Origin of the sequence: Nocardia sp. CA-119907 (genome assembly GCF_050955995.1) — a bacterium.
Classification (GTDB): Bacteria; Actinomycetota; Actinomycetes; order Mycobacteriales; family Mycobacteriaceae; genus Nocardia.
Genome location: NZ_CP192091.1, coordinates 2160718 through 2177602, shown reverse-complemented (window position 1 = coordinate 2177602; position 16885 = coordinate 2160718). Strand labels below are relative to the sequence as shown.

Annotated in this window: 18 protein-coding genes; 9 read left to right on the top strand and 9 right to left on the bottom strand. The window is 63.5% G+C overall.

Annotated features, from left to right (window positions below; translation table 11 throughout):
* Positions 1–29 precede the first annotated feature (29 nt).
* From ACQP2D_RS09745 to ACQP2D_RS09735, 3 genes are all read right to left on the bottom strand, one after another.
* A complete protein-coding gene (locus ACQP2D_RS09745; RefSeq protein ID WP_433683387.1) occupies positions 30–563 on the bottom strand; it encodes a VOC family protein in 534 nt (177 codons plus the stop codon).
* Between the two features lie 14 nt (positions 564–577).
* On the bottom strand, positions 578–1222 hold the full coding sequence (locus tag ACQP2D_RS09740; RefSeq protein WP_433683386.1) for a TetR/AcrR family transcriptional regulator: 645 nt from the start codon (positions 1220–1222) through the stop codon (positions 578–580).
* 85 nt (positions 1223–1307) lie between these two features.
* Positions 1308–1775 carry a hypothetical protein gene (locus ACQP2D_RS09735; protein ID WP_433683385.1) on the bottom strand — a complete coding sequence of 156 codons (468 nt, stop codon included), beginning with the start codon at positions 1773–1775 and terminating at the stop codon, positions 1308–1310.
* A 175-nt stretch (positions 1776–1950) separates the two neighbouring features.
* Here ACQP2D_RS09735 and ACQP2D_RS09730 point away from each other — a divergent pair, with 175 nt between their 5' ends.
* From ACQP2D_RS09730 to ACQP2D_RS09720, 3 genes are read left to right on the top strand one after another with little or no spacing between them, the layout of a single operon-like run.
* Positions 1951–2109, top strand: a complete 159-nt coding sequence (locus tag ACQP2D_RS09730; protein ID WP_062985155.1) for a ribbon-helix-helix protein, CopG family — start codon at positions 1951–1953, stop codon at positions 2107–2109.
* Positions 2110–2129: 20 nt separating this feature from the next.
* Complete coding sequence (locus ACQP2D_RS09725) at positions 2130–2474, top strand: VOC family protein (protein WP_433683384.1); 345 nt, start codon at positions 2130–2132, stop codon at positions 2472–2474.
* Positions 2475–2494: 20 nt separating this feature from the next.
* Positions 2495–3334: a class I SAM-dependent methyltransferase gene (locus tag ACQP2D_RS09720; RefSeq protein WP_433685595.1), complete on the top strand. Its 840-nt coding sequence runs from the start codon at positions 2495–2497 to the stop codon at positions 3332–3334.
* Between the two features lie 13 nt (positions 3335–3347).
* Here the strand turns inward: ACQP2D_RS09720 and ACQP2D_RS09715 are convergent, their stop codons facing one another.
* Complete coding sequence (locus tag ACQP2D_RS09715; protein WP_433683383.1) at positions 3348–4025, bottom strand: CPBP family intramembrane glutamic endopeptidase; 678 nt, start codon at positions 4023–4025, stop codon at positions 3348–3350.
* Between the two features lie 107 nt (positions 4026–4132).
* On the bottom strand, positions 4133–4390 hold the full coding sequence (locus tag ACQP2D_RS09710; protein WP_433683382.1) for a hypothetical protein: 258 nt from the start codon (positions 4388–4390) through the stop codon (positions 4133–4135).
* A gap of 289 nt (positions 4391–4679) precedes the next feature.
* Between ACQP2D_RS09710 and ACQP2D_RS09705 the strand changes: the two genes are divergently transcribed.
* Positions 4680–6230, top strand: coding sequence for an FAD-dependent monooxygenase (locus ACQP2D_RS09705; RefSeq protein ID WP_433683381.1), 1551 nt, complete (start codon positions 4680–4682; stop codon positions 6228–6230).
* Position 6231: 1 nt separating this feature from the next.
* Here ACQP2D_RS09705 and ACQP2D_RS09700 read toward each other — a convergent pair whose 3' ends face one another.
* Positions 6232–7155 (bottom strand): LysR family transcriptional regulator, encoded by a 924-nt coding sequence (locus tag ACQP2D_RS09700; protein ID WP_433683380.1) that lies wholly within the window; start codon positions 7153–7155, stop codon positions 6232–6234.
* Positions 7156–7230: 75 nt separating this feature from the next.
* On the opposite strand from ACQP2D_RS09700, the gene ACQP2D_RS09695 reads away from it, so the two are divergent.
* From ACQP2D_RS09695 to ACQP2D_RS09685, 3 genes are all read left to right on the top strand, one after another.
* Positions 7231–8742, top strand: a complete 1512-nt coding sequence (locus tag ACQP2D_RS09695) for an MFS transporter (RefSeq protein WP_433683379.1) — start codon at positions 7231–7233, stop codon at positions 8740–8742.
* A gap of 220 nt (positions 8743–8962) precedes the next feature.
* A complete protein-coding gene (locus ACQP2D_RS09690; protein WP_433683378.1) occupies positions 8963–9373 on the top strand; it encodes a hypothetical protein in 411 nt (136 codons plus the stop codon).
* A 527-nt stretch (positions 9374–9900) separates the two neighbouring features.
* Positions 9901–11274, top strand: a complete 1374-nt coding sequence (locus tag ACQP2D_RS09685) for a TerD family protein (protein ID WP_433683377.1) — start codon at positions 9901–9903, stop codon at positions 11272–11274.
* Between the two features lie 456 nt (positions 11275–11730).
* On the opposite strand, the gene ACQP2D_RS09680 is transcribed toward ACQP2D_RS09685, so the two are convergent.
* Positions 11731–12225: a hypothetical protein gene (locus tag ACQP2D_RS09680; protein ID WP_433683376.1), complete on the bottom strand. Its 495-nt coding sequence runs from the start codon at positions 12223–12225 to the stop codon at positions 11731–11733.
* 932 nt (positions 12226–13157) lie between these two features.
* Here ACQP2D_RS09680 and ACQP2D_RS09675 point away from each other — a divergent pair.
* Together ACQP2D_RS09675 and ACQP2D_RS09670 are read left to right on the top strand one after the other, a co-directional pair.
* Positions 13158–14159, top strand: coding sequence for a restriction endonuclease (locus tag ACQP2D_RS09675; RefSeq protein ID WP_433683375.1), 1002 nt, complete (start codon positions 13158–13160; stop codon positions 14157–14159).
* A gap of 46 nt (positions 14160–14205) precedes the next feature.
* Positions 14206–14877 (top strand): hypothetical protein, encoded by a 672-nt coding sequence (locus ACQP2D_RS09670; RefSeq protein ID WP_433683374.1) that lies wholly within the window; start codon positions 14206–14208, stop codon positions 14875–14877.
* 124 nt (positions 14878–15001) lie between these two features.
* Here the strand turns inward: ACQP2D_RS09670 and ACQP2D_RS09665 are convergent, their stop codons facing one another.
* The gene (locus ACQP2D_RS09665; RefSeq protein ID WP_433683373.1) at positions 15002–15946 is read right to left on the bottom strand and encodes a restriction endonuclease; all 945 of its coding nucleotides are present in this window, start codon (positions 15944–15946) and stop codon (positions 15002–15004) included.
* A gap of 82 nt (positions 15947–16028) precedes the next feature.
* On the bottom strand, positions 16029–16832 hold the full coding sequence (locus tag ACQP2D_RS09660) for a phosphotransferase enzyme family protein (protein ID WP_433683372.1): 804 nt from the start codon (positions 16830–16832) through the stop codon (positions 16029–16031).
* Positions 16833–16885: the final 53 nt, after the last annotated feature.

Below are 16885 nucleotides of genomic sequence, written 5' to 3'. Positions count from 1 at the left end.
GCGGTTCCTCGGAAGTCGTAGTGCCGGGGTCAGAGCTCGCTGATATCGCCCCGGATGGGATCGGTGCCGTCCCAGGTGGCGGCGACTTCCCGGATATATTTGAAGACTTCCCCCTTGGGCCCGCTGATATCGGAGATCTCGATGATCGTGCCCTGGGTGTGCTCGGTGTCGAGATAGGCGAAGCGCCCCTGCGCACCCCCGATGGAACCTTCCTGTCCGACTACGTAGCCCAGCGACAGCGCCTTGTCGTAGAGGGTCTGGAAATCCGTGGTCCAGTACGCGATGTGCTGCGCGCCTTCGCGACCGGAGTCGAGGAAATCCTTGTAGAGCGACGGCGCGTCGTTGCGCTGCTGGATCAATTCGAGCTGCACATCACCGGAGTTGGCCAGGGCCACGCTCATCCGCAGCGGTGAGTCGACGCCGCGGTAGGTGAAGTAGTCGGTCTCCACCTTGTGGACGTAAAACCAAGGGCCGATGCCATTTTCGATGAACTGGTCCATCGCGGCGCGGATATCGCGGACGACGTAACCGATCTGGGCGATCTGACCGAAGATTCGACTCATTGCACGTGTTCTTTCTATTCGGGTGGCACCTCGTGCTCCGCAGGGCGGAGCCGAGTGCGAAATAGTTGTTCGACTTCCCGGCGGCAGGCGTCGAGGTCGACATCCGGGTCGAGCAGTTTTTGCAATGCGATGCCGCGCAGCATGCCGACGGCGGTGGTGGCGAGCCCTTGCGCGTCGATATCGCGGGAGAACTCCCCTGCGGCCTGCCCCTGCGCGATGCGCTCGGCGAGTTCGTCGCGGAATTCGCGATCGGCGACGACGATGGCCGGACGCAGCTCCGACGGTGTGGCCACCGCATCGGCCCACAGCACCAGCCGGGCTCGATTCATCGGCGGAATATCGGACACGATGTCGAAGTAGGTGCGCACGAAACCGATCATCTGGTCCATGGGCGATGCGGATGCGGTCGAAATGATGAGGTCATCCTGGAAGCGTTCGCCGACTACGCCGACCAGCCGCGCCATCATCGCGCCCTTGGAGCCGAAGTGATGGGTGACCAATCCGCGGCTGTAGCCAGCGCGATCTCCGATCGCGGCCAGCGTCACCTTCGAGGGGCCGATCTCGCCGACCAGCTCGGCGGCCGATTCCAGCAGCCGCCGCTCGGCCTCGGTGCGGCGTTCCTCCTGGGACCGACGCGATGTCGCGTCACCTCGACTCATGACCATTCCTCCCGTGCGGCGACCTGTCGTCATGACGGTATCTCGCAAGGTGGCGGGGCCGATGGCGGCGCGGCTCGGGCATCGTTCATGCGCTCCCCTTCGCACCGCGGCGGTGGGTGATGCGCTGGTAGGTGAAGGTCGGGGCGGTACGCGGATTCGTCCACCGGCGCGTCAACTCACTGGAGGGGAAGAACTGCGGAAAGCGGCTGTCCCGGGCGCTGGCATCGACGATCGACCGTTCCAGAATCAGCGAATTGTACTGGGCGGCAATCATTTCGACGGTATTGGCGTTGACCATGACCCCCTGCTGCCATTGCTCGGACCACCGGCGCACACCTGGCAGCTTCGAATGCCTCGGGACCAGGCATTCCGCGGCGATCGCGTTCTCGCTGCCGGCCCAGATGCCGGGCATGCCCGTCGCGCGCAGTTCCGGTCGGAAATCCGTTGCGCACGAAGAGATTCGATCCAGGACCGCACCGGGGGCCAACCCGGGTTCGTGCAGCGGCGCCAGCCATTCGATCCGCGCGCCGACCTCCGGCGCGACCGCGCTCACCACGCACCCCCAGCAGCGGGCATTCCGGTGATGAGCGCTCGGCGGCACTGCACGTCGACGATCATGAACCCTCCTAGAAACTTCCTTGTTGACTAACAAGTTACTGGCCCGAGTTCACTCCGTCAAGGTTTGCGCGATGCGTGACGCTAGCTTGCTAGCATGCTAGCCTCGGGATGTGGGCGACGAGGATGTGAAGCAGTTCAACGTGTACCTGCCGGTCGGACTGATCAAGCAGGTGAAGTTCCGTGCGATCGAGTCGGGCATGTCGCTGTCGGCTCTGGTCGCGGAGGCGCTGCGCGGCTACCTCGACGACACCCACGACCAGCAACCGTGATCGCGAGAAGGAGATTCCATATGGCGACGGAAGGCATTCAGGGCGTCTTCATCGAAACCCACAACTGGGGCAAGGCGGCGCGATTCTTCATGGCGCTCGGCTTCGAACCCGAATTCACCACCGACCACAACTCCGGCCTGTTCCGCAATGGCGACGGACCCTATGTCTTCATCGCCGAGATTCCGGCCAGCGAGACGCCGTCGACCAAACTCGTGCTGACGGTGACCGAACCCGATGCGTTCCGGCCGGGCAGCGATGTCGAGGTGGTCACACCGTTCGAGGAAACCCATTACGGGACAAAGGAAATGACCGTCCGCGACCCCGATGGACGGATCTGGAGTCTGCAGGTCGGAAAGCTCGGCTGAGGGAGTACACCGTGCAACAGATCATTGGTCCGGAGAGCACCGCGGAACGGGTCGCGCTATGGCGCGCCCTGCATATCGAACTCGATCAATCGCCGCATGTCCTCGAGGACGAGGTCGGTCTTCGGCTGGCTGACCCGCCCCCCGGGTGGCGCGACCGAGCGGATATGGATCCCCAGACGACCGCGCTCTCCCGCGCCTGCGTCACCGCGCGCGCCCGCTTCGTCGAAGATCTGGTGGTCGAACAGGCCGGCCAGGGTGTCGACCAGTACGTCATCCTCGGGGCCGGACTCGACACGTTCGCCCAGCGCCGACCCGAAATCGGCGCCCGCCTCACGGTCTTCGAAGTCGACCAAGCTGGACCCCAGGCTTGGAAGCGCCAGCGGCTACTCGAACTCGGTTACGGAATTCCGGAATGGCTGCGGCTGGTGCCGGTCGATTTCGAGACCGAATCCTGGTGGGAACGGCTCATTTCCGCGGGCTTCGATCCGCAGCGGCGCGCGGTGGTGGTCTCGACAGGCGTCTCCATGTACCTCACCCGGGAGGCGAATATCCAGACGCTGCGCCATCTCGCGGCGCTCGCCCCCGGCTCGACCTTCGTCACGACATTCCAGTTGCCGCTGGAGCTGCTCGATGACGAGGAGCGCCCGATCCGCCGAGCGGTCGAGAATGCCGCGCGCGCAAGTGGGGTCCCGTTCCTCAGCCTGTTCGACCCCGACGAGCTGATCGGACTGGCCGAGGACGCGGGTTTCCCATCGGCACAACATATTTCAACGTCGGCCATGACCCAGCTCTATTTCGCCGGGCGGACAGACGGGCTGCGCCCCCCGAGCGCCGAGCAGATCCTGGTGGCGAAAACGTAGCCGAATTCGGCGCTCATTCCACGGGCAGCTGGGAGCCCTGCCGAATTTCGGTGGCACCGTGATAGAAGTATCGGCCCAAACCGATGGTGAAAATGAGCATTCCGTATACGGAATGCTCGACCGAAGCGGTGAACAGTGATTGTGTCCGCAGATATCGAGTTGCGAAGATCCAGCCGCCGGCACCGCTCAGCACGACCGAGATCCAATTGCCGAACAGGATGTGCACGTATCCGAACGCGACGGCGCTCGCGGCCACCAACCCGGTGCCCTCGCCGAAGACCGGCGCGTACCGATGAAAGAGAAAGGAACGGAATATCAGCTCCTGCGGGTACACGCTGAGCACGGGATACAGCACCATCACCGCCAGCCACAGCCAAGGATTGCGCCGCGGCAGGTCGAATAGGTCGTCGCGCCGCGCCATCGCGACTGCCGCGGCGAGTGCCAGCGCGTTCCCACCCGCGAGCGCGGCCATCGAGCGCGCCTGTGGCCGTAGCGCCTCGGTGCGCCACAGTGCGGCGCGGTCGAAATCGGGCGAGCGCCGCAGGTAGCCGGAGACCCCCAGCGCCAGCGCGAGCAATGCGGGAATCGGAGGCCTGCCGCGCAAGACCGCGTTGTACGCGGTCGCCCCGCCGAAGAACAGTGCCGCATACTCGGCGCCCAGATACACCCGGCGCCACCGTCGAATCCGCACGACCACACCATAGTTCCCCGGCCAGCTCACCGCTCGTGTCGAACACAACCGGATGCAGCGCGAGAAAGGCCCTATGTCCTTGCCGGACATAGGGCTGCGGTCTCAGATCACTGTGCGGGCGGCTGGCATCCGGGCGGCGGACCCTGCTGATCGCCCGGCGGCGGACCCTGGCGGTCACCCGGCGGCGGACCCTGGCGGTCGCCGGGCGGCGGGCCCTGGTGGTCACCCGGCGGCGGCGGACACTGCTGTCCGGAGTCCGGTCCCTGGGGCTGGTCGGCGCTTGCGATACCAGCGCCGACGCCGAGCGCGCCGAATACCACGACACCCGCCGCGGCAGCCGTCACCAGCTTCGACTTGACTCCCATACATTCCTCCTGAGGGTGGATCTCGATCAGAAACCGTCGGCCGATATCTCGTACCGACGCGAGAATCGTTGCGCCCCAACCTCTGCTCGGAATGTGAGCAAGATTTGTGCCAGCTGTGAGCACCGCATCCGGGTTTCGGTCATCATCGATGTGGAGCCGGTGAAATGCCGGTGAGACTTCCCCGAGACGGCGATCTCGCAGAGTTGCGGTCGCTGGCCGGGACCGAGGATCCGACCGCGCCTTCCCAATCGAGTGCCCCACAGCTCTCAGGTGATCAGGAGGAGTCGATATGCCCGCAGCTAATGTGGAGGTTCTGATCGTCGGCGGCGGACCGGTCGGGCTCACCGCCCGAGCGCTGCTGGAACGCTGGGGTGTGCGGGCAATGCTGGTCGAGAAGCGCCGCGAGCTGTCACCATTTCCCCGGTCCCGGCTGGTCAATGTGCGCTCGATGGAGATCTTGCGCCAGCTAGGGCTCGCAACCCCGATCGCGGCTCGCGCATTCGCGCCGGAGTACGGCCGCATCCGCTTCCGCGACACCCTGCGGGACCGCGATTTCGCCACCGCGACGATGGTCGGGATCAACGCGCCGATACCCGAAAGCCCGGTGATCGGTGTGATCACCTCACAGGATCGGCTGGAACCCACCCTGCTCACCGCGCCAGGTGCACCGATGCGGTTCGAGGTGGAGTTCATCGACCTGGCCGAAGACACCGACGGCGTGACGGCCCTACTCGTCGACCATCACAGCGGTGCCGACACTCACGTCCGAGCCCGTTATGTGCTCGCCGCCGACGGCGCGAATTCCACGGTCCGGCAACGGCTCGGAATCGACACCACGGGCCCCGGCGCGATCGGGGACGTCACTACCGTCGTATTCGATGCCGACCTGCGCCGCTGGTGCGCCGACCAGCCCGCAGGGCTCTACGTCACCGCGCACGGATCGTTCCTCCCGCTCTACCCCGAGGGCGGGTGGGCCTGGTGCGGCCCCACCCCCGAAGACGCCGCGCGCATCGACTGGCGCGACCTCGTCTCGCGCGCCCTCGGCCCCGGCCTCAATGGAAAGGTCGATGTGTTGCGGGTTCAGCACTGGGTGGCCAACGCATTTGTCGCCGAACGCTTTCGACACGGCCGGATTCTGCTGAGCGGCGATGCCGCGCACGCGGTCCCCATCGTCGGTGGCCTCGGTATGAACACGGGCATCGCCGATGTGCACAACCTGTGCTGGAAACTGGCGGGTGTGCTGCACGGATGGGCCGAACCGAACCTGCTGGAAACCTATGAGACAGAACGACAGCCGGTCGCCGACGAGACCCTCCGGCAAGCGGTGGCCAACGCCCAGCTCATGCTCCAAGCCCAAAATAGGCGACGCGAACAGTTGCAAAGCGGTGCAGCAGCGCAGGCACAGATCGAACTGCCCTGGTCGGAGCGGTACTTCGCCCAGCTCGGTCTGGTGCTCGGGGTCACCTACCGCTCGGACGCCGTCTACAGCGAGGATGACAACCCACCCGGATCATCCGACATAGGCACGGATTACCTGCCCACCACGGAACCGGGCCGCCGTATGCCACACCAGTGGCTCACACCCGACCGCTCCACGCTCGACGCCATCGGCGAATGGCTCACGCTGCTCACCCCGGACCCCGACCACTGGAAGCAACAGACCACCGCACCGTGGCCGCTGCACATCGAGCTCCTCACTGCCGAACACGCCGATCGCTTCGGCCTCGGTCCACATGGAGCACTGCTCATCCGGCCCGACGGCCACATCGGCGCCCGCTGGTCCGACCGGTCTTCCGGCTACTCCGCCCTCCCCCGAGCCCTCGCCACGATCACCCGCTGAATCACTCCTGGCGGCCCACCGGATCGCCAGGCGAGCCGAGCGCGTCGCGAATCGTGTCGCGTAGCCAGCGCTGTGCCGGGTCGGCATCGAGTCGTGCGTGCCAGGCCAGTCGCACTTCGACTTCCGGCAGGGCCGCGGCAATGGGAAACCAGCGCAGGCCGAGGGCGCGGCCGTACTGTTCGGCGAAGCGCTGCGGGACGAGCCCGACGTAGTGGCTCGATGCGACCAGCAGCGCGGCGACGGCGAAGGTGGGGACGACGGCGGCGACGCGGCGTTGTAGGCCCGCGGCGTCGAGCGCATCGTCGAGTGGTCCGCGAGCGCGGCCACGGCGGGAGGCCGAAACGTGGGGATGCTGGCACAGCTGCGCCAGCGTCGGTCGGCGGTGACGGCCGAGCGGGCTGTCGGCGCGGACGATGCCGACTATTCGTTCGCGGTACAGCACGGCCGTCCGGATGTCGGGCGCCGCTTCGCCCGCGCCGATATCCAGATCGACCGAGCCGTCACGAAGGGCATCGTTGCTTTCACTGCCCTCGGTGACGAAGCGCAGTGTCACGCCGGGCGCGAGCGCGGCCGTGGCGTCGACCGCGGCGCTCGCAAGGGTCGCGGCCACGCCGTCATTGATGCGAATCGTGAAGGTGCGCTTCAGTTCCGCGACCGTGATCTCGCGGTCGGCGCTGATCAGTGCCGACGCCTCGTCCAGCAGTGACCGCACCCGCGGCGCGGTGCGCAGCGCGAACGGTGTCGGGGCCATCCCGCGACCGGCGCGCACCAGAATCGGGTCACCCATCGCCCGCCGCAACCGGCCCAGCGCCCGGCTGGTCGCCGGGATGGACAGATGCAGGCGCTCGGCGGCGGCCGTGACGCTGCCGTCCTGGAGCAGCGCGTCGAATACGCGCAGCAGATTCAGATCGAGCTGCTCGGGCATAGTTGCATCGTACGCAAGAATCTATTGTCAAAGTTGCGTGGCACAGAGATCACCCTGGTCCATAGCGTCGCAGCCATGTCATACAACATCTCGACCGCTCCGCCATCGCGCGCCCCGTCGGCCCGTCCGGTCACGCAGCGCGGCCTGCTCGTAGCCATGTGCGCCTGTGTCGTGCTCGTTGTCGGGATGGTCGCCGCCATCAACCTCGCCGTCCCGATGCTGGCCGCCAGCGCATTGCACCCGTCCGCGTCGGCGCTGGTCTGGATCGTCGACACCTACGTGATCGTCTTCGCCTGTCTGGTGATTCCGGGCGGGGCGGCGGGAGATCGCTTCGGGCGCAAGGGGATCCTGCTCGTCGGCCTCGGGCTGTTCGCGGTCGGCGCGCTGCTGTCGGCGATGGCACCGAATGTGGCACTGCTGCTCACCGGCCGTGCCATCACGGGTGTCGGCGCCGCCGCCATACTGCCCAATACGCTCGCCGTCCTGCTGCACGCCGTCCCCGTCGAACGCAAGAGCGCGACGATCGCCGTCTGGGCATCGATGACAGGTATCGGCGGAGTCGTCGGCAATGTCGGCGGCGGCGCGGTCCTGTCGGGCGGATCATGGCGTTGGCTGTTCGCCGCCGCCGTGCCGATCTCGCTGATTCTTCTCGCGCTCGTCGCCCGGGTCGCACCGATCTCGCCGCGCCATGACCGCCGCCTCGATCCGCTCGGCACGGTATTGCTCGTCGGCGCGTCGGTCGCACTGCTGCTGGGCATCGTCCAGGGGCCGGAAGCGGGCTGGGGCAGCACGATCGTCATCACCGGATTCTCCTGTGCCGCTGTTCTTTTCGCGTTGTGGACGATCGTCGAGCTGCGGGTAGAACACCCGCTGCTCGATCCCCGATTGTTCCGCCTCCCCACTCTGCGCAGCTCCTGCCTCGGCATGACGGCGGTCTTCTTCGGCATGTTCGCGCTGTTCTACGTCAACGCGTCATTCCTGCAGTACGGCAAGGGATTCGGCGTGCTGCGGACCGGTCTCGGAATCATCCCGCTGACCGTCCCGATCATCCTGGGCGCAAAGTACGTCGGACGTCTGTCACAGCGCATGGGCCTCGACGCCACCCTCGCTATCGCATTCGTCTTCGTCGGTGGTGGCATGCTCGGACTGTCCACGAGCGACGCGCAGACGCCCTATCTCGCCTACGCCGCATGGCTCGTCGTGACGGGAGTCGGTGTGCTGCTTGCCCTTCCGACACTTTCCGGAGCCATCGCAGGTTCGCTCCCACCCGCACAAGCCGGGGTCGCAGCCGGATTGCAGTCCACGACCCGCGAATTCGGCAGCGCCCTCGGCGTCGCTGTCATCGGCACGATACTCACAGCCCGGTTCGTCTCCGCACTACCGCACGATATCCGCACCGACCACGATCCACACACCGTGGCCCGGGCACTCGCCACCGCCACACCCGACCGTGCCGACGATGTCATCACCGCGTTCGTCTCGGGCACCGACTACGGTCTGCGGATGATCGGCGTGACCGTACTCGTCCTGGGCGCGCTGGTCGTGCTGCAGTCGCTGCTGTCACGACGTGGACAGGCGGCCCGGTGATCACCCGCAACTGCTGTCGGTCGCGAATTGCCGACGCGCGGGATTGGTGATCTTCGAACGCTCGCACCGGCTCGTCCCAGCCGATGCCGGATAGATCTTCGAGAAGTTCTGTGCTGCGGGACGCGGTGAGGGAACATGGAGTGCGGTGCGGTGAGCGCCGTGCCGTCTTTCTCAGTGTGTTCCGCGATCTACTTCCACCTACGCAGGAGGACGAAGATCCATGATGACTTTCCGGAACTACGGACGTCCCGCCCTCATCGCGACCGTCTTCGGCGTGATGGGGCTGGGCGTGATATCGACCGCTGCTCCCGCTTTCGCCGCCAACAGCATCGACGTCACCGGCGTCGGTCCGACCAACATAGGGGTCGACTACAGCTGCGACGCCGCGGCAGGAGTGACCGCTATCAAGGCGATGGTGGGCGATCCCGACGCGGACAGCCCTTCGGCCACCGGCACACAGACCGCCGTCACATGCGACGGATCCCAGCATTCCGCTGTGATCATCCTCGCCGGAGCCGCTGGTCGGGATGCGCCGTTGTCGGCCGGGCAGCGGGTGCAAGTGCGGGTCGCGCTGGTCGATCGCGGCGACACTGTCGTCTCCGGGCAGGCCAAGGTGGTCTCGCTCGGGTAGGTCGCTACCGGCTCCTCCCATTCGCCGAAGGTACTCGGCCGGGAGCCGGTTCTTTTCACCGCTGGCCGGAGTCCGCTCCAGCGTCCGAAATATGCTGGATGACAACCGATTACGCAGGCTTCGGTAGCGTCGAGTTATGTGTGGTGGCGATATTCCTACTTGCGACGTTGCAGGACGAGGAACGCCATCCACGCCGCACCGGCGAGCACGAGCACGCCGACTATCCCAATGCTCGTCAACAGAAAGTCCACGCCCTCGATTCTAGATGTTCGCGAGTATCTTTGATGGGCTTACCAATTCGATGGCCCCGGCTCGCGGCCCGGAGATGTACGGCGCGCGGCGCCACGGCCAGGCCCTGTCCTGCGGCGACCACGACCTCCCGAATCCCACACTCACAGTCGATGATTCGCACCGCGCTCGCCCCCCCCCCCGAACGAGCCGTGCGCCAAAGTTGTTCGGTGTCATCGCCGGTGATCGGCCGCAGTCGTAGAGTTGGTAGCAGACTGCAGTGACGGGTAAGGGGCCGGATGTCCGCGACACTGGTGAAGGGCCAGAACGGCCCGTTGACGGTCACCGATGTGGTGGTCTCGGTGCAGGTCGCCGCGCCAGCGGAGGTGTCAGCGCTGCTGGTCACCGAGGCGGGCAAGGTTCGCTCGGACACCGATTTCGTCTTCTTCAACCAACCGACCGGTCCCGGTGTTCGCTTGCAGCCGATAGAACCCGGCCGACCCGCCGCGTTGGCGGTGTCACTGCATCGGGTGCCCGCCGATATCGCTCAGATCCGGGCGGTGATCACGCTTGATGATGCGAACAGTCGATTCGGTCGCATCGCCGCCCCGTCGGCGGTCGTCTCCGATACTGCGGGTAATCGGTTGTACGAGTACCGGATCGAGGGTCTGAGCACCGAATCCGTCGTGATCGCCCTGGAGCTGTACCGCCGCCAGGGCGGTTGGAAGGTCCGCGCGGTCGGACAAGGCTATGCGGGTGGATTCGCCGCCCTGGTCACCGACCACGGCGTGACCGTCGACGACCCACCCCGGCCCACGGCCACACACATGCCGGCGCCGTCGCCCAATGCTCCCACCTACCCTGCACAGCCCGCGCCGAGCTATCCGCCGCCGATCGCCGATCCGGTGTATCCCACTCGGCCGCCGCAATATCCGCCCGCAGCGGCCCACCCGGCCTCACCCGGCAATCACCCCCAGGGGAGTTACCCTCCGGCACCATCCCCCGGCTCTGTTGGTCCGGGCCACGGCCATCGGCCATCGCCCGGTCCGCCTGCGACACCACCGCCAGGCGAGGTCAGTCTCTCCAAGAACCGCCCGGTCAGCCTGGCGAAGGGGCAGCGCGTCACGCTCCGCAAGGACGGTGGTGTCGCGCTGACCTATATCCGGATGGGTCTGGGCTGGGACCCCGTCAAGAAGGGCCGCTTGTTCGGCGGCCGCACGATCGAGATCGATCTCGACGCCTGGGTGGCGATGTTCGCCGAGGCGCATTTGGTCGATGTCGCCTACTACGGCCAACTCACCTCCAAGGACGGATCCATCCGCCACCAGGGCGACAACCTCACCGGCGAAGGCGAGGGCGACGACGAAGTGATCCTGGTCGACCTCACCCGAATCCCGGCCCACATCACCACCCTGCTGTTCGTCGTGACCTCCTACCAGGGCCAAACCTTCGAACAGGTCACCAACGCGTTCTGCCGCCTGGTGGACAGCACCACCGATGTCGAGCTCGCCCGATACTCACTGACCGGGGGCGCGGCATTCACCGCGATCGCGATGGCCAAGGTCTTCCGCGTCGGCGGGGAGTGGAAGCTGCAGGCACTCGGCGAAGGCTTCCAAGCCAAACACCCCGGTGAAGCGGTACCACAGCTCGGGCGGTTCATCACCGTCCGATGACCAACAGGACCCAGATGCCGACACCCGGCCGTGTGCTGTTCAAGTGGTGCGGAGCGCCCGGCTGCGGCGGGCTCTGCGCGGGAGCCGCTCGCGATCCTGTGTGGCGCCCGGCCGACCGATGTGACGGCCACCCGACATTGCCGCCGCAATCAGCACTGGCGCAGGATGTGGCACACCTTCCAACTGCCGCCCGGGCGGACGGTAGGGTCCCCACAAACACAATGAAACGAGAAAGCCCCATGCTCTTCTGAGCATGGGCCTTCTATAAGTGGGCCGGATCAAGCCGGTCGGCACGCGTAGGGCGACATTGAAGGCATGACCTGCGGTATTTGGGTTCGCTGGTTATCGACGCTCCTCACGCACTCGCCTGATCGGCGGCATCGAATACCCCGACTCGACAGATATCCCGGTCGTGACCAGCAGAAAACACTCGATATGCGGCAAGAGAGGGTGTTGCTAGCCGTAGCAACAGACCCGAACAAGCACGGTGTCGTCGGGCAGTGTCTCCAGGTAGTTTTCGATGCCGCGCGGTGGTATCGGACAGTCGGGTTCGGCCTCGCGGGACGTGGTCTCGCCCCAATCCTTATGTCGGCAAATGCCGCTCCACTCGACCCACCAACCGTCCAGGGTGAGTACATCGGGCTCTGACAGGTTGTGCACCGCGACGTTCAGCAAGGACTTCGGGCCGCCCGCGCACTCGCCTCGCTTGGGGAGCAGCACGATGCCGAATTGGTTGGGGCCGTCGTGAATCAGCCGAGGATCGTCCTCATGACCCGGTCGGACGTAGAACCCGGCTCCTCCTCCGCCATCCCGAATCTGCCACGTGTCCCACATATCTCGCTCCGGGAACCCTTGCCGCATCTCGAATGGAGCGAGAGCTCGCGTGATCGCGGCTTCCACGTCATCGATCGCATCCGGCGGCAGACAGATCGTCACCCAGCGTTGCGCCAAACCACATCCCTCCCGCTGTACCGCGCGCCCCAGATTACCTCTCGGAATCGACGAACGCAGATTCCTGACCGCTGTGACCAATCCGCCAGAACAGTGCCCTGTCATCGGCATGAGCGCTCACTCATTCCAGATATAGCCAGTGCGCGACGACGCAGGTGCACCGGCACCCCCTCTGCGCCGGTTGCGCCGACGCCGACATCATCGACCGCGAGCAGACAGCCCGAGCCCATCCGGAAGCTGTACATAACATGCCGCTCAGCCCCAGGCCGTGCACGCTACAGCATGGAAATGGTTCGGATTACTACACAAACGTGACAAAACCGTAAGCCATTGACCTGCGGCTTTGCCGTTCTGTGGACCTACGGGGAACTTACTCGAACCGCGTGGACCTTCGCGACGGGTTCGCCGACTTGGGCAAACGCATCGAGCAGGGTGGTCGGCGCCAGCCGCGGCCAACTCTTAACGACAGTGCTGGGCAACGCAAGACATGGCGTGTTGATGAGGCGACGGCCGCCAGGATCGTGGCCGGGTACGAAGCGGGTATGCCCTCGAGCCAGCTGATGGTCGATCACCAGGTGGCGAAGGGGACGGTGTTGAAGATACTGCGGGAGGCCGGGGTGACGATCAGGCCGAGAGGTGGACAGTTTGCCCGATGAGGTGGAGTCTTCGCCGATAACACATCCGCTGACTGGACCGCGACCACCCGATCGGTTCGAACGCACCAGCGGCATGTGGCCGGCGACGGTACGACGGGCGTTAATCAAGATAGGAGTGAAGATGAGGTCGGCGGGTGGGAGTCAGGCACATACCAAGCTCCCGCGCATGTTTCGTCAATCGCGCGCCCGCGCCGTAGGCTCTCGGGGACGTTTCGTCGACTGGCGTTCCGCTCCCAGCCAACGACGAGCCAGGCGAAAGAATGCGGAGGATCGACTTTGCTTGATCTCGATTCGTTGGATTGGCAAACCTTCGAAGCTCTTGCGATTCTGCTGCTACGGCGCGAATCCTACGAGTTAACCTCGTCGCCAGTGCCGTTCAACCGGGCTCCCGATAGCGGCGTGGACGCTATAGCTATCGCACCCGACGGAAGGCAAACATTCGCAATAGTCAAGCATTTGCGCGGAAAATTACGGACGTCCTCCGTGCAGGCCAAACGCACAATTAGCGTCACTGTCCGACTTCGTGCTCAGTTCCCCGAATCGAACATTCTCTATATCGTCTCCAGTGACCTCACCCACGAGGCCCGTGCCCTCCTGGATGAAAACGGGATAGTTACATGGGATCGCACAACAATCGAACATCTTCTATCGGCAAACACCGATATTGCGGATGCGATCCAGAAGAAGGCCGAAGAACGGGATCTGAATGACTTATTTCGCGAACATGAAGAGCCATCGCATACCACCTTAGAGAGTCGCGTCATGGCGGAACTCGCTAGCATTCCGCCTGGACAAACCGGCTGGAAGGCGTACGAAGAGGCCGCTGCAAAGCTTCTCACGGAGATCTTCTTGCAACACTTAGATCCTCCCAAGATCCAGAACCGTACAGACGATGGCCTCGATATAATGGATGCCATCTTCGACATACCCCATACGGACTCATCCTGGTCGCAAGCCCGCTCTACATACAAGACTCACTTTGTCATCGCCGAGTTTAAGAATTACACTGGCAATATCGACCCAAAAGCGGTAAGACAGCTCGTCGAGTATCTGTGGCCGAAAGCATTTCGCATGTTCGGCATCGTAGTTTCACGAAGAGGACCGAACGACCAGGCCATCGCCGCGCGGAGGCGCGCATGGTTAGACGACGAGAAGATGGTTGTTTTCCTTAACGATAGCGACGTCATCGAGATGGCACGGCTGGTCGACACTGGAGAGAATCCATATAATCTCATCCATCTCCAGTTGATGGATTTTTTCCGTACGCTTACCCCATAGCAAACTCTCCGCACCGGATACCTCGAATGTATGTTATGTTGAGTATATGAATCCGACAACATCATATTGTCGCCATGGGGGTGGCAATACTTGCGATCTCGCCATCGCAAGTTTCACACCCAATAAATGGTTGGCAAGCACAGGCCAGGTCGGCCATCTTTTCGATGGCCTGTCGTATCTGCTACAAGCCGCGCAGGAGTGGCAATTGCAGACAGATCTCCAACTGGAAGTTGTTGGCTATCCGGCACCAGTCTATGCCATGGATTCCGTATTCTTGCGTGCCCGGTCTCTGTTCGAGTTCTTTCTTGGCACGGGCAGGAACTATTGCCATGCGGAATGCCTTTTCGGACTTAATAGCCAGCTTTCTTGCGCCAAATACGCCAACCCCAGTTCGATCACCAACTTTAGCTGGAAAGATGTCCTGCATGTAGGCTCCATACATCTTAAAGACAGGGATAATCCAGTACAACTCGTCGGCTATGACGGCACTTTGAAGGATCTGAATCAAATGCCCGTTGACTTTGCCAAGGGCATACTCGACGTATGGGGCGACTTCGAAACACAACTACAAGCGCAGGGGTATACGCACTTGCACAGTATGGCAGAAGCGTGCAGAGATAAGGCGAAAGAGGATGCTGGACATGTTTTCGACAACGTCATGCGGCGTGCGGACGCTTACCGGCTTGCATCTACCACGAAGTTAACAAGACTCTTCTAATTAATGCCGGCGGTGCAACATGTGTCGTTGCGGCAGCACTGTTGATCTCTGACACCACGGGACTGTGCTATTAGAAACGCCTAATTGTCACCGGTAGGCTCTAACGCTAAAGGTACACCCCACGTCATGATGCTGACTTCTTTTTGATGTGCTTCGGGTTCAATTGCAGTGACACCCGGCTGCCATCCGAACTTTCCGTCGCCACAATCAAAGCAGGCGTGCTCCCAATATACCCTTCACCGTAGGAGTAGCTGACACCGATCTCAGCCAGCCGCCGATGATGCATGGCTATCTCGGCGACGCGAATTTCCGCCTTGGCGGTAATTTCTAGGCCATCAATCCTTTGCAGCTCTGTCTTTTCACCCTCGACGTAACGGACATAGAGGTAATGTTGCTCGCCATCCACCTTGATCGTCCAGTCTGGCCCGACCCCTATAACGGCGAACCCGTCAAAATCTTCCTCGATATTTACAAGGTCAATCTGCTGGATTATCTGTGGCCAGTGGCCCTCTATGAGCGCCTGAACAATTGGCTTAAGCGGCACAAATGAGCCATCCTCTGCGAATACATCGAGATTGTCAGGAGCTAAGAAGGCGATCACTCCTTCTCCCGGGAAATCGACCAATACGCGGTAGCGCTCCGGGGTCAAATTGACCTGTTTCGGCCACAGAGAGCGGACCGCATTCACGATTTTGAAGGTTGGATCTCCTGCGCCGAGGATCTCCGGCGAAATAGGGACCATATATTCCTTGATCGCGAGATCGCGGGCCTGCTCGGTGAAACCGCTCTCCGATATAAGGATCACCTTGTCTGTCGGGAGGTTCTTATGCTTGCCGACCATATCCTCGACCCACTCGACTGAGGCAGGTTTGGACTGTCGGGAAGTGGCCTCGATACCGATGACAAGTTCGTGACCAGCTGCCTTGGTACGGAGGACCACGTCGACTTCACGCTTCTTGCCGGTGAACCGGTTTAGCAACTCTGCGGACGACTCCATGGAAGCGCCATCGGCGAGATGCTCGTAGATCACCGTGACGACCTGCTGGAAGAGGTTGGTGCGTTTGGGCACGAGACGAGGATACGGCAGACCAGGGACAACTACGGTCGCAATACGCCCGCTTCACGGTACGGTGTTGCTGCCCAGCAAAACCCTAGTATTTTGCTGTCCAGCCCCTCCACGGACGTTCGCCCTCTTTCCCGCGGAGGCATGCCACTCGGTGAGCCGCTTGCTCATGCAGGCTGGGGTTCTCGGCCGCCAGTTGCGCCAGCCAGCTGGTCATCCGGAACTCGCGCACATCGCGGAGCAGTTCGAAACCGTCCCACCCCATGATGTCGTGGCCGTAGGCCGTGACGAACTCCTTGTACTCGGCCTCGGTGATCCATCCACAGGTCGCCCAGTTGACGGCCGTCTGCACGGTGTCCCACTCCGGCGGACCGATACAGAACCGTTCCAAATCCAGCAGGATCGCTCCACCGTCGTCAGCCGTCACGATATTTCCCTCGTGGGCATCACCGTGGATTGCGCACCACGGCAAGCCATCTGGCAGATCCGCCCACCGCTGTTCCAGTGAGGCCAGGTGCTCGTGCATCCACACCCGGTCGTCGTCGGTCAGGCTGGGAGCTGCCTCAATCCGCTGATCAAGCCGAACGAACGGCTGGACTCGACCAAGGCCAATGTCTGTCGGTGCAGGTACGTCATGCAATTGCCGCAGCATGCGCCCAACTTGGGCTGGCCGGCTGATGTCATGCGGCGGCAGTTCGTGCCAGAAGACAACCGGTTGCGCCTCGACCTCGATCGGCTGCTGAAGTTCCCGAATCACGCGAACAGCACGGATGCCGGAATCCTCCAACCAGCGGGATACCACTACCTCACGGCGGGCCGTTTCCAACTGCCCAGGCCGAGAGATTCGCGCAACCACGCCACCGGGCAGCCGGTACACGGCGTTCTCGTTCATGCTGATCACCTCCGCTCCAGTAGCGGAATAACCAACGGCCGCGGAGGCAGATT